Source organism: Cronobacter malonaticus LMG 23826 (assembly GCF_001277215.2).
GTDB lineage: Bacteria > Pseudomonadota > Gammaproteobacteria > Enterobacterales > Enterobacteriaceae > Cronobacter > Cronobacter malonaticus.
The window spans coordinates 3416233-3436246 of the sequence record NZ_CP013940.1 but is presented as its reverse complement, the minus strand read 5'-3'; the positions used below and the strand labels follow the sequence as shown (position 1 = coordinate 3436246).

The window sequence follows — 20014 nt, the reverse complement described above, 5'->3', positions numbered from 1 at the left end:
GGGGCGTTTTCTTTTGCGTGAAAGCAGGGCGCGGTTTTAGCTCAGCGCTACTTTAATGCCGAGCGCCAGCAGCATGCCGCCCAGCAGTTTGTCGATGACCTTTTGCGCTTTGGTCAGGCCACGGCGCACCGGCTGGCTCTGAATCAACAAGACCAGCAGCGGCCACCAGACCAGCGTCAGCGCGACGATAATGCCCGCGTACCAGAGTTTTTCCATCAGGCCGGAATTTACATTCAGCACCTGGGTGAACATCGCCAGGAAGAACAGCGTGGCTTTAGGGTTTAGCAGGTTACAGAGGTAGCCCTGAATAAACGCTTTTTTCAGCGAAGTACTCTCCTGCGCCACGCCATCGAGCGCCAGGCTGGTGGTGCCGCGCGCCAGCAGCGCATTCACGCCAAGCCAGACCAGATAAGCCGCGCCGACATATTTCAGCGCGCCGAAAAGCCAGGGCGTGGTGGTGATGACCACCGCGATGCCCGCCACGCAGTAGGTCATATGCGTCACAACGCCTGCGATGACGCCCGCGGCCGTCATCATCGCGGCGCTGCGTGGATAGCGCGCGGCGTTTTTGATAACCAGAAAGAAATCGGGGCCCGGCGACAGCATGCCCAGCGCCGCAATGGTGGCAACAAAAAGTGTGGTTTCCAGCATGGTCAATCCTCACATCAGCAAGCGCGCACTATAAAGCATTCAGTACATTTTGACATCTGGCGCCTTCTGGCGACACAGCGGCTTTACGCGGGTGTAAAATCGAAACGCTTTTAGTTTCATAGGTATACCACCGCGGCGAAAAACGCTGCATCGTGCCCTGCACAGCAGAACAAAAAAAATTCTCTGCCTGGTTCCGGTCGCCAGTCGACTAAAGATTGCGCTTTCCGTATAGTGGCGGCAATTTTTTACACCTGGGAAATTATCAATGATCAGTCTGATTGCGGCTTTAGCGGTGGATCGCGTGATTGGTATGGAAAACGCCATGCCGTGGGACCTCCCTGCCGATCTCGCCTGGTTTAAACGTAACACGCTTAACAAACCGGTTATCATGGGTCGCCTGACCTGGGAATCGATCGGTCGCCCGCTGCCGGGCCGGAAAAATATCGTGCTCAGCAGCCGTCCGGGCGACGATGACCGTGTGGTCTGGGTGCGCTCTGTTGAGGAAGCGTTACAGGCCTGCGGCGATGCCGAAGAGGTAATGGTGATTGGCGGTGGGCGCGTTTACGAGCAGTTCCTGCCGCGCGCGCAGCGTCTTTATCTCACCCATATCGATGCGGAAGTGGAAGGCGACACCCATTTTCCGGATTACGAGCCGGACGAGTGGCAGTCGGTGTTCAGCGAATTCCATGACGCCGATGAGAAGAACTCACACAGCTATTGTTTCGAGATTCTTGAGCGCCGTTAAGCCGCGTCTGGGTTGACGGTGATGTTGAAAAAGCGGATGCGCATAGCGCGTCCGCTTTTTTTATGGGGCTGCGACGGCGGGTGCGGTTTACGGCGGGTGCGCTTCGCTTACCCGCCCTACGGGGATGGTGATGATGAAAGGTAGGGTGGATAAGCGAAGCGCATCCACCTTTTATATGGCGGGTGCGCGCTGCTTACCCGCCCTACGGGGATAGTGGTGAGAAAAGGTAGGGTGGATAAGCGGAGCGCATCCACCTTTTACAGAAAAACAATCAGGATGCGATCGCGGCTTTGTCGTCGTCGCTGTCGGTCTGACGGTTAGAGTGCTGCGTAAACACTGCTTTATCTTCCCAGCGCAGGCAGGTCAGCGTGCCGCCCCAGCAGCAGCCGGTATCCAGGCCGTAGATATTCTCCGGCGTGCCTTTACCTTCCAGCGACGCCCAGTGGCCGAAGACGATGGCGTACTCCTGCGCCACCGGCCCCGGAATGGCGAACCACGGTTTCAGCGGCGCGGGCGCGTTTTCCGGGCTTTCTTTGCAATACATATCGAGCTGGCCGTTCGGGAAGCAATAGCGCATCCGGGTAAAAGCGTTCGAGATAAAGCGCAGGCGCGCAAGGCCGGTTAGCTCCGGCGACCAGTTGTTCGGCATATCACCGTACATCGCGTCGAGGAACAGCGGATAGCTGTCGCTCGCCAGTACCGCCTCGACATCGCGCGCGCACGCCTGAGCGGTAGCGAGATCCCACTGCGGCGTAATACCCGCGTGGGCCATCACCAGCTTTTTCTCTTCATCCACCTGCAACAGCGGCTGGCGGCGCAGCCAGTTGATAAGCTCGTCGGCGTCCGGCGCTTCGAGCAGCGGCGTCACCCGGTCTTTCGGTTTATTGCGGCTGATGCCCGCGAAAACCGCCAGCAGATGCAGATCGTGATTGCCCAGCACCATGCGAACGGAATCGCCGAGCGAACGCACGTAGCGCAGCACTTCCAGCGAGCCGGGGCCGCGGGCCACCAGATCGCCGGTCAGCCAGAGCGTATCCTGGCCTGGTGTAAATTCGACCTGCTGTAACAGCGCGACAAGTTCATCGTAGCAACCATGAACGTCGCCAATCAGATATGTAGACATGGTATTAATGGATCAGTGTGGGAACGGCGAGGCGGAAAACCGGGATATCAAGGTGAAAACCGTTGCCCTGATCGTCCACCATCTCATAGTGGCCCTGCATCGTGCCGAACGGCGTTTCAATGACCGCGCCGCTGGTGTACTGGTATTCGCCGCCGGGCTGGATGTGGGGCTGAACCCCTACCACGCCTTCACCCTGGACTTCGGTCTCTTTACCGTTGCCGTTGGTGATAAGCCAGTAGCGGCCCAGCAACTGAACAGGCGTTCGCCCCAGATTGCGGACGGTGACGGTATAGGCAAAAACGAAACGCTCATCCTCCGGTGAAGACTGGGCTTCGATATAAACGCTTTGTACCTGTACGCAAACGCGGGGTGAATCAGCCATGTTTAGCTCTCCTTCGAGGGCGGATTATCTGCTAAATAATTCGCCATCTGGCAATACTGCGCAACAGAAATATTCTCGGCGCGCATAGCCGGGTCGATGCCGAGCGATGTCAGAATCTCAGGGCTGAACACATTGCCGAGGCTGTTGCGAATCGTTTTACGACGCTGGTTAAACGCTTCGGTGGTGAGGCGGCTTAACAGACGCAGCTCTTTCACCGGATGCGGCGGCGTGGCGTGCGGCACAAGGCGCACTACGGCGGAATCCACTTTAGGCGGCGGCGTAAAGGCGGTCGGCGGCACTTCAAGCACAGGAATAACCTGGCAGAAGTATTGCGCCATCACGCTTAAGCGACCGTACGCCTTGCTGTTCGGCCCCGCCACCAGACGGTTGACCACCTCTTTTTGCAGCATAAAGTGCATGTCGGCAATCGCATCAGTATAGCTAAAGAGGTGGAACATCAGTGGGGTCGAGATGTTGTACGGCAGGTTACCGAACACGCGCAGCGGCTGGCCCATCTTCTGCGACAGTTCGCCGAAATCCATGGTCATGGCGTCCTGCTGATAAATGGTCAGCTTCGGGCCAAGGAACGGATGCGTTTGCAGGCGCGCCGCGAGATCGCGGTCCAGCTCGATAACGGTGAGCTGGTCAAGGCGTTCGCCCACCGGCTCGGTTAACGCGGCAAGGCCCGGGCCGATTTCTACCATCGCCTGGCCTTTTTGTGGGTTGATAGCAGAGACGATGCTGTCTATAACGAACTGATCGTTAAGAAAGTTTTGCCCGAAGCGTTTGCGGGCTAAATGGCCCTGATGGACTCGATTATTCATTGATTCTTACTGTTCACAATCATGCTGATGGCGAGATTAAGCGCCGTAATAAAACTGCCGACGCTGGCGTTTCCGGAACCTGCCAGCTCCAGCGCGGTGCCGTGATCGACCGACGTGCGGATAAAGGGCAAGCCGAGCGTAATGTTCACCGCGCGGCCAAATCCCTGGTATTTTAGCACGGGCAGGCCCTGATCGTGGTACATCGCCAGCACCGCATCGGCGTTTTCGAGGTATTTGGGCTGGAAAAGGGTATCGGCGGGCAGCGGGCCGGTGAGACGCATCCCTTTCGCGCGCATCTCTTCCAGCACCGGGATAATCGTATCGATCTCTTCGGTGCCCATATGACCGCCTTCGCCCGCGTGCGGGTTCAGGCCGCAGACCAGCACATGCGGGTTCGCGATACCGAATTTGCTTTGCAGGTCGTGGTGCAGCGTCGTGAGGATATGGCGCAGGAGATCCGGCGTAATGGCGTCCGCCACCGCTTTCAGCGGCAGATGCGTGGTCACCAGGGCGACGCGCAGCGCTTCGGTGGCGAGCATCATCACGACTTTTTCGCTATGACTGCGCGCTTCAAAGAACTCGGTATGGCCGGTAAACGGAATGCCTGCGTCGTTGATAATCCCTTTGTGCACCGGGCCTGTGACCAGCGCGTCGAATTCGCCGCTAAGGCAACCATCACAGGCGCGCGCCAGGGTTTCCACCACGTAACTGCCGTTCGCCGCATCCAGCGTACCGGGCACGACAGGCGCTTTTAGCGTAACGGGCAGAAGTGTTAGCGTACCTGCCGCCTGAGGGGCGGCAGGTTTATCAGACGAGAAAGGCAACAGCGTGAGTGGTAAACCGAGCTGCACCGCCCGCTCGGTGAGTAGCGACGGGTCGGCGCAGACGACCAGTTGTGCAGGCCAGCTATTCTGGGCCAGCGCGACAACCAGGTCGGGGCCAATCCCGGCGGGTTCGCCGGGCGTAATGACCACGCGAGGGGTTTTTACCATCAGTTGCTCAGAATTTTCACGTAGGCGCTGGCGCGTTGTTCCTGCATCCAGGTCGCCGCTTCTTCGGAGAATTTGCGGTTGAACAGCATACGGTAGGCGCGATCTTTCTGCGCCGCGTCGGTGCGGTCAGACTTGCGGGTATCCAGCAGTTCGATCAGATGCCAGCCGAAAGAAGAGTGTACCGGCGTACTCATTTGGCCTTTGCTGAGGTTCATCAGCGCATCGCGGAAAGCCGGATCGTAAACGTCCGCTGCCGCCCAGCCGAGATCCCCGCCCTGGTTAGCAGAACCCGGATCCTGAGAGAATTCACGCGCGGCCTGAGCAAACGTGGTTTTACCACTCTTGATATCAGCGGCGATCTCTTCAAGTTTCTGACGCGCCTGCTGATCGGTCATGATCGGCGACGGCTTCAGCAGAATGTGACGCGCATGCACTTCAGTGACCGACACTGTCTGAGACTGGCCGCGCAGATCGTTCACTTTAATGATGTGGAAGCCAACGCCTGAACGAATCGGGCCAATCACGTCGCCTTTCTTCGCGGTGCTCAGCGCCTGGGCAAATACAGAAGGCAGCTCCTGAATACGGCCCCAGCCCATCTGGCCGCCTTTCAGCGCCTGCTGGTCTGCGGAATAGGTAATCGCAAGCTTGCCGAAATCACCGCCGTTACGCGCCTGATCGATAATCGAACGCGCCTGGGCTTCGGCTTCGCTCACCTGATCGGCGGTCGGGTTTTCCGGCAGCGGGATCAGGATGTGGCTCAGGTTCAGCTCGGTGCTGGCGTCGTTCTGATTGCCAACCTGCTCGGCCAGCGTTTCCACTTCCTGCGGCAGGATAGTGACGCGACGGCGCACTTCGCTATTACGCACTTCAGAGATAATCATCTCTTTGCGGATCTGGGCGCGATAGGTGTTGTAGTTCAGGCCATCATAAGCCAGACGGCTACGCATCTGATCGAGCGTCATATTGTTTTGTTTGGCGATGTTAGCGATGGCCTGATCGAGCTGGTCGTCGCTGATTTTTATGCCCATTTTCTGGCCCATCTGCAACATAATCTGATCCATGATCAGACGTTCCAGAATCTGATGACGCAGCGTGCTGTCATCCGGGAGCTGCTGGCCTGCCTGGTTCGCGTTAAGCTTTACCGACTGCATGAGGCCATCAACGTCACTTTCCAGTACCACGCCGTTGTTCACGACGGCTGCAACTTTATCGACAACCTGCGGAGCAGCGAAGCTGGTATTCACCACCAGGGTGATACCGAGAAGCAGCGTTTTCCAGTTCTTCATACCTTTTCCATTTCGTTTAACCGCAAAGCGGAGGATGTTTCAAAATCTGAGCATTACATGGAGCGCTGATACGGCAGAATATTCGAGCGCAGCATCTGCTGCGTGCCGAGGCCGTAGTTGGAACTCAGGCCGCGCAGCTCAATGTTGAAGCCAATGACCTCATCATATTTGCTCTTATCAATATCCCAGCCGTTGAGTTTCCGCTCATAACCGACGCGGATGGCATAACAGCAGGAGTTATATTGCACGCCGAGCATCTGATCGGCCGCTTCGTTGGCGTTAGTGTCGTAGTAATACGCGCCAACCACCGACCAGCGATCCACAATCGGCCAGCTCGCCGTCATGCCCACCTGATTAATACCGTCTTTATACTGCTCCGCCGTTGAATAGGAAGGCAGTGTCGCCTGGATATACTCCGGACTTGCGTAACGGTAGTTCAGCTGTACCACGCGATCTTCGTCGCGACGATATTCGAGGACGCCATTGCCGGTGGCAACGGCAGCCAGGCGGGCGTCATACTGCACGCCGCCGCGCAGGCCCCAGCGATCGCTGATGCGCCAGTAGGTATCGCCGGCCCAGACCATCGACCCCGTATCTTTGTTCTTCTCCCAGTTGATATCGTCATCGCCGGTACGGGACTGGGTGAAGTAGTAGATTTGACCTACAGAAACGTTAAAACGTTCAACGGAGGCGTCATCATAAATACGTGACGTGACGCCGGTCGTGACCTGGTTTGCGGAGGCGATACGGTCAAGGCCGCCGTAGGTGCGGTCGCGGAACAGGCCGGAGTAGTCAGACTGCAGCAGCGAGGAGTCGTAGTTATTAATGTTGCTCTGATCGCGATACGGCACGTAGAGGTACTGCGCGCGCGGCTCCAGCGTCTGGGTAAAGCCGTCGCCGATGAGATTCGCGTCGCGCTCGAAGACCATTTTCCCGTCGAGCTTAAACTGCGGCAGGACGCGGTTAACTGAGTCTTCCAGATTGTTGGCCGCCTCGTTATTGCCGCCGCGATACGTGCGGTAACGATCGAGATTGTCCTGCTGATAGTGGGTCGCCAGCAGTTTTGCCTCGGCATTCAGGCTGCCCCAGTCGTTAGACATCGGCAGGTTGATGGTCGGCTCCAGATGCAGACGCGTCGCTTCCGGCAGGTTTTCGTTCACGTTGGTAAAGTGTACCGCCTGAGCGTAGAGACGCGTGTCGAACGGCCCGACGTCGTTCTGGTAGAAATTGACGTCAAGCTGCGGCTCGGCGCGGTAAGAGCTGCCCCGATTAGCATCAAATACCTGGAACTGGCGCGCGGAAAGCGTCGCGTCGAAGTCCTGAACCGCATAACCGACGCTGAAAAACTGCGTCGCGTAGCCGTCGGTGCTCGAACCGTATTTGGAATCGAAATCGTTAAAGTAATTGGTGTCGCTGACTTTGGTGTAGTTAACGTTAAAGCGCCACACCTGATCCATCACGCCGCCATGCTGCCAGTAGAACAGCCAGCGGTGCTTAGAATCCATGTCCGGATGCTCATCCTGATAGACGTTATCCGACGGCAGATAGTCGAACTCCATCAGGCCCGTACCCGCCTGTGTCAGGTAGCGGAATTCGTTCTGCCACTGTACGTTGCCGCGCTTATGCATATAGTGCGGCGTAATGGTGGCGTCGAAGTTCGGGGCGATGTTCCAGTAATACGGCAACGAAAACTCGAAATAGTTGCTCTTACTGTATTGCGCGTTCGGGATCAGGAAACCCGAGCGGCGTTTATCGCCGACCGGCAGCTGCAAATAGGGGCTGTAGAACACCGGCACCGGGCCGAGCTTAAAGCGGGCGTTCCAGATTTCGGCGACCTGCTCCTCGCGGTCGTGGATAACTTCACTACCGACCACGCTCCAGGTATCGGAACCGGGCAGACACGAAGTAAAGGAGCCGTTTTCCAGAATGGTGTAGCGGTTTTCACCGCGCTGTTTCATCAGATCCGCTTTGCCGCGGCCCTGACGTCCTACCATCTGGTAATCGCCTTCCCAGACGTTCGTATCTTTAGTATTTAAATTCGCCCACGCTTTAGGACCTTTCAGGATGACCTGATTGTCGTCATAGTGCACATTACCCAGGGCATCGACCGTGCGCACAGGCGTTGGCTGGCCTTCCACCTGCTTTTGATGAAGCTGTACTTCATCGGCCTGCAGGCGACCATTACCTTGCTGAATATCAACATTACCAGTAAATACCGCGTTGTCGGGGTAGTTACCTTTAGCGTGATCGGCGTTAATCGTTACCGGCAACTGGTTAGGTTCGCCCTGCACCAGAGGACGATTATAGGTGGGTATGCCAAGCTTACACTGAGAAGCAAGATCGGCAGCCATGCCTTGTTGGCTGTAGAGGGCTGTGCCAATCATGGTGGCCAGCAAGGTGGGAATACGTTTTTTCATACGAGTTATTCGTGGTTCCATCATCAATGGCTTCGCGTCGGCAAACGGTCAGAGACTAACTTACTCATCACTACAGCGCCAGTGTTATCCTGTCTGCTTTTCTGCCTGCCGGTTAGGCACCGCTTTGAATGGCAGGTATGATAAAGGAATTTCTGGCTGACGGCATGACCATTTGGGGAGTATATGCAGTATTGGGGAAAACTGGTTGGAGGGCTCACCGGGCTGCTGGTCGGCGGTGGAGTCTGGGGCGTCATCTTGGGCCTGGTGATAGGCCATATGATAGACAAAGCGCGCAGCCGCCGTACCGTCTGGTTCACCAGCCAGCAGGAACGTCAGTCGCTCTTCTTCGCTACTACGTTTGAGGTGATGGGACACCTGACCAAATCGAAAGGTCGTGTCACCGAAGCCGATATTCAGGTGGCGACGCAGTTTATGGATCGCATGAACCTGCACGGCGCGTCGAGAGACGCGGCCCGCAACGCGTTTCGCGTGGGCAAGGAGAATGGCTATCCGCTGCGCGATAAAATGCGCCAGCTGCGCAGCGTCTGCTTTGGCCGTTTTGATCTGATTCGGATGTTTCTGGAAATTCAGATCCAGACCGCCTTTGCGGACGGCTCGCTGCACCCGAAAGAGCGCGACGTGCTGTATGTCATTGGCGAAGAGCTGGGCATTTCCCGTATGCAGTTCGATCAGTTCCTGCGCATGATGCAGGGCGGCGCGCAGTTTGGCTCCGGTCAGCAATCCTGGCACAACGGCGATGCGCAGCAGGCGCCGCGCGGGCCGACGCTGGAAGACGCCTGCAACGTGCTGGGTGTGAAAACCACCGATGACGCCACGACCATCAAACGTGCGTACCGTAAGCTGATGAGCGAGCATCATCCTGACAAACTGGTCGCCAAAGGGTTGCCGCCGCAGATGATGCAAATGGCGCAGCAAAAGGCGCAGGAGATCCAGAAAGCCTACGACATGATTAAGACGGCGAAAGGGTTTCGTTAAAGCAGCCTGAGACCAATAAAAAAGAGACGCGTCTGCGTCTCTTTTCATTTATGGGTGACTAAGTATGGGTTACCGGAGACTGGCTCAGAAATCGGCGGGTGCCCTGAACGTCATCGGCGTGCCATAGGCCGGATGCGTAATCGTCAGCTGCTCGGCGTGCAGCTGCAGACGCGGCGCGCGGGCAAACGCCTCGGGTGTGGCGTAAAACTTATCGCCCAGAATCGGATGCCCAAGCGCCATCATATGTACGCGTAGCTGATGTGAACGCCCGGTAATCGGCCTGAGCAACACGCGGGCGGTATTATCGTCCGCGTACTCCAGCACCTCATACTCGGTTTGCGCCGCCTTACCGGTCTCATAGCAGACCTTCTGCTTCGGCCGGTTCGGCCAGTCGCAAATCAGCGGTAAATCCACAACCCCCTGCGCTTTCTCCGGGTGTCCCCAGACGCGCGCCACGTAGTGCTTCTTCGGCTCGCGTTCGCGGAACTGCCTTTTTAGCTCGCGCTCCGCGGCTTTGGTAAGCGCCACCGCAATCACCCCGCTGGTGGCCATATCCAGCCGGTGTACCGACTCCGCCTTCGGGAAATCGCGCTGAATGCGGGTCATCACGCTGTCTTTGTGCTCCTCAAGCCGTCCGGGCACAGAAAGCAGGCCGCTGGGTTTATTGACCACCATAATATGCTCATCCTGATAAAGAATGAGCAGCCACGGGTCTTGCGGCGGGTTGTAGGCATCCAGCATGTTTCGCTCCGGTTACTGGTGAGTCACTACGATAAGACGCAGCGCATCCAGTCGCCAGCTCGCCTGGTTAAGATTCTCCAGCACCTGCTGACGGTTATGCTCGATCGCCGCCAGTTCGTCGTCGCGAATGTTCGGGTTCACGGCGCGTAGCGCTTCGAGACGCGACAGCTCGGCGGAGAGTTTGTCATCGGCTTCCTGACGCGCCGCGTCGATAAGCTCGCGTGCCGCTTTCTCCACCTGCGCTTCGCCGCCCTGCAGAATCGCATGCACTTCCTGCTGCACCGCGTTCACCAGCTTGCTGCCGGTATGACGGTTCACCGCGCTGAGCTGGCGGTTGAAGCTTTCAAACTCCACCTGGCCTGCCAGGTTATTGCCGTTTTTATCCAGCAGCATGCGGACCGGCGTCGGCGGCAGGAAACGGTTAAGCTGCAACTGCTTCGGCGCTTTGGCTTCGACCACGTAAATCAGCTCCAGCAGCAGGGTGCCGACCGGTAACGCTTTGTTTTTCAGCAGCGAAATGGTGCAGCTGCCGGTATCGCCGGAGAGGATCAGATCCAGACCGTTGCGGATAAGCGGATGCTCCCAGGTAATAAATTGCGCGTCTTCGCGCGACAGCGCCACGTCGCGGTTAAACGTAATGGTGCAGCCATCTTCCGGCAGGCCAGGGAAATCCGGCACCAGCATGTGATCGGACGGCGTAAGTACAATCATATGCTCGCCGCGGTCGTCCTGATTGATGCCAACGATGTCGAACAGGTTCATGGCGAAATTCACCAGGCCCGTATCGTCATCCTGTTCAGCGATGGCATCAGCCAGCTGCTGGGCTTTTTCACCGCCGTTGGAGTGGATCTCCAGCAGGCGGTCGCGGCCCTGCTCAAGCTGCGCTTTCAGTTCATCGTGCTGTTTGCGGCACGCCTGAATCAGCTCGTCAAAGCCTTCGGTGTTCTCCGGGGCGGCCAGATAACCAATCAATTGCTCATAGACGCTGTCGTAAATCGCGCGTCCGGTAGGGCAGGTGTGTTCGAACGCGTCCAGCCCTTCGTGATACCAGCGCACCAGCACCGACTGCGCGGTTTTCTCAAGGTATGGCACATGAATCTGGATATCATGCGCCTGGCCGATACGGTCCAGACGGCCGATACGCTGTTCCAGCAGATCGGGGTTGAACGGCAGATCGAACATCACCAACTGGCTGGCGAACTGGAAGTTACGGCCCTCGGAGCCGATTTCCGAACAGAGCAGCACCTGCGCGCCGGTATCTTCTTCGGCAAACCAGGCTGCCGCGCGGTCGCGCTCGATAATCGACATGCCTTCATGGAACACGGCGGCGCGAATGCCTTCACGCTCGCGCAGCACCTGCTCCAGTTGCAGCGCGGTGGCCGCTTTCGCGCAGATCACCAGCACTTTCTGCGAGCGGTGGCTGGTCAGATAGCCCATCAGCCACTCCACGCGCGGATCGAAGTTCCACCAGGTGCCGCTGTCGCCTTCAAACTCCTGGTAAATCTGCTCCGGGTAGAGCATATCGCGCGCACGCTCCTCGGCAGATTTACGCGCGCCCATGATGCCAGAGACTTTAATCGCGGTCTGGTACTGCGTCGGCAGCGGCAATTTAATGGTATGCAGTTCGCGCTGCGGGAAGCCTTTTACGCCGTTGCGGGTATTACGGAACAGTACGCGGCTGGTGCCGTGGCGGTCCATCAGCATGGAGACCAGCTCCTGGCGCGCGCTTTCAGCGCCGTCGCGGTCGCTGTTGGCGGTTTGCAGAAGCGGCTCGATATCCTGTTCGCCAATCAGTTCGCTTAAGGTATTGAGCTGTTCATCGTTCAGGTGCGTGCCCGCCAGCAGCAGCGCCACGGCGTCCGCCACCGGGCGATAGTTCTGCTGTTCTTCGACAAACTGCGCGAAATCGTGGAAGCGGTTCGGGTCCAGCAGGCGCAGACGCGCGAAGTGGCTCTCCATACCAAGCTGTTCCGGCGTTGCGGTTAGCAGCAATACGCCTGGCACGCGTTCGGCCAGCTGTTCAATCGCCTGATATTCACGGCTCGGGGCGTCTTCGCTCCAGACCAGGTGATGAGCTTCATCCACCACCAGCAGATCCCACTCGGCGTCGCACAGATGCTCAAGGCGCTGCTTGTTGCGGCGCACAAAATCCAGCGAGCAGATAACCAGTTGTTCAGTATCGAACGGGTTGTCGGATTCATGCTGGGCTTCGGCGTAACGCTCGTCGTCAAACAGCGAGAAGCGCAGGTTGAAGCGGCGCAGCATCTCCACCAGCCACTGGTGTTGCAGCGTTTCCGGCACGACAATCAGCACGCGCTCGGCCGCGCCTGCAAGCAGCTGCTGATGAATGATCATCCCGGCTTCGATGGTTTTGCCGAGACCCACTTCATCGGCCAGCAGCACGCGCGGCGCGTGGCGGCGGCCTACGTCATTGGCGATATTGAGCTGGTGCGGGATAAGGTTCGTGCGCTGGCCACGCAGGCCGCTCCACGGCATCCGGTACTGTTCGCTCTGGTATTTGCGGGCGCGATAGCGCAGGGCAAAGCGGTCCATTCGGTCAATCTGACCGGCGAACAGGCGGTCCTGCGGTTTGCTGAACACCAGTTTGCTGTCGAGGAACACTTCACGCAGCGCGACATTTTCCTCAAGCGTATCCAGACGGGTGCCGATATAAATAAGTAAGCCGTTTTCTTCCTTTACTTCATCCACTTTCAACTGCCAGCCTTCGTGGCTGGTCACGGTATCGCCCGGGTTGAACATCACGCGGGTGACCGGGGAGTCATTTCGGGCATACAGACGATTTTCACCGGTAGCCGGGAAAAGCAGAGTCACCATGCGGGCGTCGATAGCCACCACAGTGCCCAGTCCCAGTTCGCTTTCCGTATCGCTGATCCAGCGTTGACCAAGTGTAAAAGGCATATATATCGGCTCTATTCTCTTATCAGATTTGCAGGCAATAGTATGACTCCCGCCTGCGTGCAGGCGGGGGGTCGCAATCAGGGTGATGTGAAAAGGGCGCTATGGTACTGGATGGCAGGACGTTCGTCACGTGTCAAAAAAGCCCCATCTGCCCTGTCATCAGTGTAGCAAAGTCATCCTCCATGAAAGGCAGGATGCCGTCCGCGACGGGCTGTAACTGCTTCGTTAAATAGTGATCGTAGTCGGGCGCGCCCTGCTGATAATCCACAGGCTCCGGGCCGTTCATCGTCCAGACATATTTAATCGTGCCGCGGTTCTGGTACTGTGCCGGACGCCCGAGGCGCGCGTTGTGCTCATCGGCAAGCCGCGCGGCGCGCACGTGCGGCGGCACGTTGCGCTGGTATTCGCTGAGCGGGCGGCGCAGGCGTTTGCGGTACACCAGTTGATCGTCCAGCTCGCCCGCCATCAGCCGCGCGATAGTGTCGCGAATGTAATCCTGGTACGGCTCGCGGCGAAAAATACGCAGGTAGAGATTTTGCTGGAACTGCTGCGCGAGCGGCGTCCAGTCGGTCCGTACCGTTTCCAGCCCTTTAAAGACCATGCGCTGGTGGTCGCCCTCCTGAATCAGACCGGCGTAGCGCTTTTTGCTGCCCATCTCCGCGCCACGAATGGTCGGCATCAGAAAACGGCTGAAGTGAGTTTCGTACTCCAGCTCCAGTGCGCTCTCAAGGCCCATACTCTCTTTAAGGTGACGCTGCCACCAGGCGTTAACGTGTGCAATCAGCCGCTGGCCTATCTCTGCTGCCTCGTCTTCCTTGTGCGCCCGCTTAAGCCAGACAAACGTGGAATCAGTATCGCCGTAAATTACCGTATAGCCCTGGGCCTCGATAAGCGCTTTGGTCTGGCGCATGATCTCATGCCCGCGCATCGTGATAGAGGAGGCGAGGCGCGGATCGTAGAACCGGCACGCGCTGGTGCCGAGCACGCCGTAAAACGCGTTCATAATGATCTTCAGCGCCTGGGAGAGCGGCTTGTTGCCGAGGCGTTTGGCCTCTTCGCGCCCCTGCCAGATCTGCGTGACGATCTCCGGCAGGCAGTGTGTCTCGCGTGAAAACCAGGCACCGATAAAGCCTTCCACGCTTGCCGCGGGTTCCGGCGCGCCCAGCCCTTCCACCAGACCCACCGGATCGATTAAAAAGGTGCGAATAATCGACGGATAAAGGCTTTTGTAATCCAGCACCAGCACCGAATCATACAGGCCGGGCTGCGAATCCATCACATAGCCGCCGGGGCTCGCCTGTGGCGGCACCGCGCCGAGATTCGGCGCAACAAACCCCGCGCGGTGCATACGCGGAAAATAGAGGTGGCTGAATGCCGCGACCGAGCCGCCGTGGCGATCCACCGGCAGGCCGTTCACGGTGGCGCGCTCCAGCAGAAACGGCATAATCTCCGTTTTATGGAAGATGCGCGTTACCAGCTCGCAGTCTTTCAGGTTGTAGGTGGCGAGCGCGGGTTTATCCTCCGCGAAGCGCCGGTCGATTTCATCCATGCGCTGCCACGGGTTGTCGATGGCTTTGCCTTCGCCCAGCAGCTCCTGCGACACCGCCTCCAGCGAAAACGATGAAAAATTCCAGAAGGCGGATTTCAGGGCTTCAATACCGTCGATGATTAACCGCCCGGCGGCCTGCGCGAAAAAGACGCCGTTTTTAAAGCCGTGTTCGCGCCACTCCAGCTCGCTGTTACCGCGCCCAAGCCGAAGGGGCACGCCATAACGCTCGGCATGCTTTTGCAGCATACGCAGATCGAACTGGATAACGTTCCAGCCGATCAGCACGTCCGGATCGTGCCTCGCAAACCAGGCGTTGAGTTTTTCAATCAGTTGCGGGCGGCTTGCGACATATTCCAGTTCGAAATCAAGGCCGCGGGCGTTGCCATTTTCCGGCCCGAGCATGTAAACCACGCGCGAGCCGCAGCCTTCAAGACCAATGCAGTAAAGCTCGCCGTGGCGGTTGGTTTCAATATCCAGCGACACCCATCTGAGCGGCGGGCGGTAGTGCGGGCTCGGCTTCAGGCGTGCGTTAATCAGCCGCTCGCCCTGACGCTCGCCGCTGACCCACACGGGTGCGGTGATAAACCGCTCCATCAGAAAGCGCTCCGGCGGGCGAATATCCGCCTCATAGACCGTGACGCCGTTTTCGCGCAGCAGCTTTTCAAGCCGCATCAGCTGGCGGTGCGAGCGGCAATAAAGGCCGCACACTGCCTGACGCTGAAAATCTTTCAGTGAAAGTGTCGCGAAGCGCGCATCGTGTTCCTGCGCAAGCAGGCTTTCGGCGCGTGCGCGTTCGGCTTCGGGAATAAACGCGACGGACTCCTGCGGTGGCAGGCAAACCCGCAGCGGCCCGGCATCCGTCGCGAGCCAGAATTCGATCTCCGTTCCCTGCGGTGTATCCCGCCAGTGACGGCTTAAAATAAACCCCTGATGCGCTTCAGACACGCGGCGTACTCACGTAAAAAACCAGGCGTGATTATAGCCTGGTTGCGTCTGTTTTGCTGGGGTTTTATACAGGTGCGCGGTGATATTACAGGTTGCCCGCAAGCCCGGCAAGCGTTGCGCCACCGGGCGCGGTTTATTGCCCGTAATACGCTTTCGCGCCATGTTTGCGCAGGTAGTGTTTATCCAGCAGCGTCTGCTGCATCGGCGGCAGTTCCGGGGCGAGCTGACGGCAGAAGATTCCCATATAGGCGACTTCTTCCAGCACGATGGCGTTATGTACCGCATCGACCGCATCTTTACCCCAGGCGAACGGGCCGTGAGAATGCACCAGCACGCCAGGCATCTGGGCCGGATCGATATCGCGCTGGCGGAACGTTTCGGCGATCACCACGCCGGTTTCCCACTCATACGCGCCGTTGATCTCGTCATCCGTCATTTTGCGGGTGCAGGGGATCTCCCCGTAAAAGTAGTCGGCATGCGTGGTGCCGGTCGCCGGGATCGGCAGCCCTGCCTGCGCCCAGATCGTCGCGTGGCGCGAATGAGTATGCACAATGCCGCCGATCGTCGGGAACTGCTGATAGAGCAGGCGATGCGTTGGCGTATCGGACGACGGCTTTTTCGTGCCTTCCACCACCTCGCCGGTCTCGATGCTGACCACCACCATATCTTCTGCGGTCATCACGCTGTAATCGACGCCCGAGGGCTTGATGACAAACAGGCCGCGCTCGCGGTCAACGGCGCTCACGTTGCCCCAGGTGAGCGTCACCAGATTATGCTTTGGCAGCGCCAGATTGGCTTCCAGCACCTGACGCTTAAGTTCTTCTAACATGCCTCTCTCCACGCCGGATGGCGCGTCGCAAGCGAGCCTGCGAAACACAGGCCCGATAAGCGACGCGCCACCGGGCACCTGGGTTTAACGTTTGAAACCGTAATAGACTTCGTTCCAGCGCAGCGCGTCTTTAAACGCAGGCAGGCGGGTATCGTTGTCGATCACGGCGAGTTCAAGGTCATGCATCTCCGCGAACAGGCGCATATCGTCGAGCGTCAGCGCCTGGCTGAAAACGGTGTGGTGCGCGCCGCCGGCCAGAATCCAGGCTTCAGAGGCGGTCGGCAGATCCGGCTGCGCTTTCCACAGCGCGTTGGCCACTGGCAGCTTCGGCAGGTCGTGCGGGGTTTTTACTGCGTCGACGCAGTTCACCAGCAGGCGGAAGCGATCGCCCAGATCGATAAGGCTGGCGTTCACGGCGGGGCCGGTGGTGGTGGAGAAGATCAGGCGCGCCGGATCGGCTTTACCGCCGATACCGAGGTATTGCACGTCGAGGATCGGTTTTTCCGGCGTGGCGATGGTCGGGCAGACTTCCAGCATATGGGAGCCGAGCACCATGTCGTTGCCGTTCTCGAAGTTATAGGTGTAGTCCTCCATAAAGGAGGTGCCGCCTTCAAGGCCAGTCGACATCACTTTCATGATGCGCAGCAGCGCGGCGGTTTTCCAGTCGCCTTCGCCCGCAAAGCCGTAGCCCTGCTGCATCAGACGCTGTACCGCAAGGCCCGGCAGCTGTTTAAGCCCGTGCAAGTCTTCAAACGTGGTGGTGAAGGCGTGGAAACCGCCATCTTCCAGGAAACGCTTCATGCCAAGTTCGATACGTGCGGCATCAAGAACGTTCTGGCGCTTGTCGCCGTTAATTTGCGCGGCAGGGGTCAGGCGGTAGCTGCTTTCATATTCATCCACCAGCGCGTTGATATCGCCTTCGCTGACGTCGTTAACTACGGCCACCAGATCGCCCACGCCCCAGGTGTTCACCGAGAAGCCGAACTTGATCTGCGCGGCGACTTTATCCCCTTCGGTGACGGCGACTTCACGCATGTTGTCGCCAAAGCGCGCCACTTTCAGGTGACGGGTATCCTGTTTCGATACCGCCTGACGCATCCACGCGCCAAGACGCCCCTGAGACTGTTTGTCCTGCCAGTGGCCCGTCACCACGCTATGTTGCAGACGCATACGCGCGCCGATGAAGCCGAACTCGCGGCCGCCGTGCGCGGTCTGGTTCAGGTTCATAAAGTCCATATCGATGCTGCCCCACGGGATCTGCGCGTTGAACTGGGTATGGAATTGCAGCAGCGGTTTATTAAGGATGGAAAGACCGTTGATCCACATCTTCGCAGGCGAGAAGGTATGCAGCCAGACCACCAGACCCGCGCATTTGTCGTCATAGTTGGCGTCGCGGCAAATGGCGGTGATCTCGTCCGGTGTGGTGCCGAGCGGCTTCAACACCAGTTTGCACGGCAGCTTCGCTTCAGCGTTCAGCGCGTTCACCACCTGTTCGGCGTGCTGGTTGACCTGACGCAGCGTTTCAGGGCCGTAAAGGTGCTGGCTGCCAATCACAAACCACACTTCATACTGATCGAAAATTGTCATCATCGTGTCCTTAATGTGTCAGGGCCGCCTGGCCTGCGCGCTCGGCAGACTGCGGGGTAGCGGCTGAAGGGAGATAGTGTTGTTCCGCGCTTTGCGACCATTGCTGGAAGCGGCGGTAGAGTTGTTCGAAGCGCGCGGCGCTCTCCGGCTGCGGCTGTAGCGTGCTTTCAATCTGACTTGCCATCGCCTGCTGCGCCTGCGGGATATCGGCATGCGCGCCTGCGGCGACCGCGGCGAAAATGGCAGCGCCCAGCGCACAGCACTGATCGGAAGCGACGATTTGTAGCGGGCGGTTCAGCACGTCGCAGCAGACCTGCATGATCACCGGGTTTTTACGGGCGATGCCGCCGAGCGCCATCACGTTATTTACTGCGATGCCCTGATCGACAAAGCACTCCTGAATGGCGCGCGCGCCAAAGGCGGTGGCGGCGATAAGCCCACCGAAGAGCAGCGGCGCGTCGGTGGCGAGGTTAAGATCGGTAATGACGCCTTTCAGGCGCTGGTTGGCGAACGGCGTACGGCGGCCGTTAAACCAGTCGAGGATCACCGGCAGATGATCGAGCGACGGGTTCTTCGCCCAGGCTTCCGTAAGCGCAGGCAGCAGCTGTTTTTTGCTGGCTTCAATCTGGGGTTTCAGTTCCGGGTGCTGCTTCGCGAGCGTATCCAGCGGCCAGCCGAGCAGACGACCAAACCAGGCGTAAATATCGCCAAAGGCGGACTGCCCGGCTTCGAGGCCAATGAAATCCGGCACCACGCTGCCATCCACCTGACCACAAATACCTTTCACGGCGCGCTCGCCGACGTCCGCTTTCTCCGCCACCAAGATGTCGCAGGTGGAGGTGCCGATCACTTTCACGAGCGTATTCGGCTGTGCGCCCGCGCCGACCGCGCCCATATGGCAGTCAAACGCGCCGCCGGAAATCACCACGCTCTCCGGCAGGCCGAGGCGCTGCGCCCAGTCGGCGCACAGGTTGCCCACCGGAATGTCGGCGGTGAAAGTGTCGGTAAACATCGGGTAATCGAGATGCTGGTTAATCAGCGGATCAAGCTCATCGAAGAAGCTTGCCGGCGGCAGGCCGCCCCAGCTTTCATGCCACAGCGATTTATGACCGGCGCTGCAACGGCCGCGGCGAATATCCGCCGGGCGGGTGGTGCCGGAGAGCAGGGCGGGCACCCAATCGCACAGCTCAATCCACGAGGCGGCAGCCTGCGCCAAGGCGCTGTCCTGGCGTGTCACATGCAGGATCTTGGCCCAGAACCATTCGCTGGAGTAAATCCCGCCGATGTAGCGCGAATAGTCCGTTTTGCCAGGCGTATGGCACAGGCGGGTGATTTCTTCCGCTTCCTCCACCGAGGTGTGATCTTTCCACAGCACGAACATCGCGTTGGGGTTGTCCGCGAACTCCGGGTTAAGCGCCAGCACGTTACCGTCGGCGTCAATCGGGGCGGGCGTGGAGCCAGTGCTGTCAACGCCGATGCCAACCACGGCGGCGCGCTGCTCAGGCGAGAGCTCTGCCAGCACGGTTTTTAACGCCGCTTCCATTGATTCAATGTAATCCCGCGGATGATGGCGGAACTGGTTACGGGCCGCGTCGCAATAGCGCCCTTCCTGCCAGCGTGGATACCACTCCACGCTGGTGGCAAGCTCGGCACCGGTGGTGCAGTCCACCGCCAAAGCCCGAACCGAGTCGCTGCCAAAATCGAGTCCCAGCGCAATAGCCATCTTCATACTCCATGCGATAAACAAACATGGAGAGAACATTAGTTTTACCCCGTCAAAAGGGTCAGGGTGGATCCGCTGAACTTATGGACGAAAATGCTGTGAAGCGAGAATTTGTGACGCCACGCAAATATTCGATGTGGACATTTCTGCCGCGCTTATAGACACTTCGGTTATGGATTAAAAAGCCTGACAGCGAAGGCAATACAGGTTATTTTCTGTAATAAAGCGGGCTTAAGCCGCCGCCGCTGTTATGCAGAGCGCTCAGGTGCCTGCCGCTGCTGGCGAAAATAACGATATGGACAAAT

The 20014-nt window shown here is 58.5% G+C and carries 15 protein-coding genes; 2 read left to right on the top strand and 13 right to left on the bottom strand.

What is annotated here, in order from left to right; genetic code table 11:
- Positions 1–36: 36 nt before the first annotated feature.
- Positions 37–651, bottom strand: a complete 615-nt coding sequence (locus tag AFK66_RS16135) for a LysE family transporter (RefSeq protein WP_004386240.1) — start codon at positions 649–651, stop codon at positions 37–39.
- A gap of 265 nt (positions 652–916) precedes the next feature.
- On the opposite strand from AFK66_RS16135, the gene folA reads away from it, so the two are divergent.
- Positions 917–1396, top strand: coding sequence for a type 3 dihydrofolate reductase (folA, locus tag AFK66_RS16130; protein WP_004386239.1), 480 nt, complete (start codon positions 917–919; stop codon positions 1394–1396).
- A gap of 271 nt (positions 1397–1667) precedes the next feature.
- Here the strand turns inward: folA and apaH are convergent, their stop codons facing one another.
- The 6 genes from apaH to lptD are packed head-to-tail and all read right to left on the bottom strand — an operon-like array spanning position 1668 to position 8420.
- A complete protein-coding gene (gene apaH / locus AFK66_RS16125) occupies positions 1668–2519 on the bottom strand; it encodes a bis(5'-nucleosyl)-tetraphosphatase (symmetrical) ApaH (protein ID WP_007782592.1) in 852 nt (283 codons plus the stop codon).
- 4 nt (positions 2520–2523) lie between these two features.
- Complete coding sequence (gene apaG, locus AFK66_RS16120; protein ID WP_004385583.1) at positions 2524–2901, bottom strand: Co2+/Mg2+ efflux protein ApaG; 378 nt, start codon at positions 2899–2901, stop codon at positions 2524–2526.
- Positions 2902–2903: 2 nt separating this feature from the next.
- Positions 2904–3725 carry a 16S rRNA (adenine(1518)-N(6)/adenine(1519)-N(6))-dimethyltransferase RsmA gene (gene rsmA, locus AFK66_RS16115; RefSeq protein WP_007782596.1) on the bottom strand — a complete coding sequence of 274 codons (822 nt, stop codon included), beginning with the start codon at positions 3723–3725 and terminating at the stop codon, positions 2904–2906.
- Entirely contained in the window at positions 3722–4717 is a 996-nt protein-coding gene (gene pdxA / locus AFK66_RS16110; RefSeq protein WP_023899452.1) for a 4-hydroxythreonine-4-phosphate dehydrogenase PdxA, read from the bottom strand. Before pdxA ends, rsmA begins: the two co-directional genes overlap by 4 nt.
- Positions 4717–6003, bottom strand: coding sequence for a peptidylprolyl isomerase SurA (gene surA, locus AFK66_RS16105; protein WP_007782601.1), 1287 nt, complete (start codon positions 6001–6003; stop codon positions 4717–4719). Before surA ends, pdxA begins: the two co-directional genes overlap by 1 nt.
- A gap of 53 nt (positions 6004–6056) precedes the next feature.
- A complete protein-coding gene (gene lptD / locus AFK66_RS16100) occupies positions 6057–8420 on the bottom strand; it encodes an LPS assembly protein LptD (RefSeq protein ID WP_023899451.1) in 2364 nt (787 codons plus the stop codon).
- Between the two features lie 183 nt (positions 8421–8603).
- Between lptD and djlA the strand changes: the two genes are divergently transcribed.
- Entirely contained in the window at positions 8604–9416 is an 813-nt protein-coding gene (djlA, locus tag AFK66_RS16095; protein WP_032967839.1) for a co-chaperone DjlA, read from the top strand.
- An 84-nt stretch (positions 9417–9500) separates the two neighbouring features.
- Here djlA and rluA read toward each other — a convergent pair whose 3' ends face one another.
- The 6 genes from rluA to araB form a co-directional block, all read right to left on the bottom strand.
- Positions 9501–10157, bottom strand: a complete 657-nt coding sequence (gene rluA / locus AFK66_RS16090; protein ID WP_007782616.1) for a bifunctional tRNA pseudouridine(32) synthase/23S rRNA pseudouridine(746) synthase RluA — start codon at positions 10155–10157, stop codon at positions 9501–9503.
- Between the two features lie 12 nt (positions 10158–10169).
- Positions 10170–13076, bottom strand: coding sequence for an RNA polymerase-associated protein RapA (gene rapA, locus AFK66_RS16085; RefSeq protein ID WP_007790645.1), 2907 nt, complete (start codon positions 13074–13076; stop codon positions 10170–10172).
- Between the two features lie 133 nt (positions 13077–13209).
- A complete protein-coding gene (gene polB, locus AFK66_RS16080) occupies positions 13210–15570 on the bottom strand; it encodes a DNA polymerase II (protein WP_023899449.1) in 2361 nt (786 codons plus the stop codon).
- A 133-nt stretch (positions 15571–15703) separates the two neighbouring features.
- Entirely contained in the window at positions 15704–16399 is a 696-nt protein-coding gene (gene araD / locus AFK66_RS16075) for an L-ribulose-5-phosphate 4-epimerase (RefSeq protein ID WP_007782907.1), read from the bottom strand.
- An 84-nt stretch (positions 16400–16483) separates the two neighbouring features.
- Positions 16484–17986 (bottom strand): L-arabinose isomerase, encoded by a 1503-nt coding sequence (gene araA / locus AFK66_RS16070; RefSeq protein WP_032974523.1) that lies wholly within the window; start codon positions 17984–17986, stop codon positions 16484–16486.
- Between the two features lie 10 nt (positions 17987–17996).
- A complete protein-coding gene (araB, locus tag AFK66_RS16065) occupies positions 17997–19709 on the bottom strand; it encodes a ribulokinase (protein ID WP_032982957.1) in 1713 nt (570 codons plus the stop codon).
- Between the last annotated feature and the right edge of the window lie 305 nt (positions 19710–20014).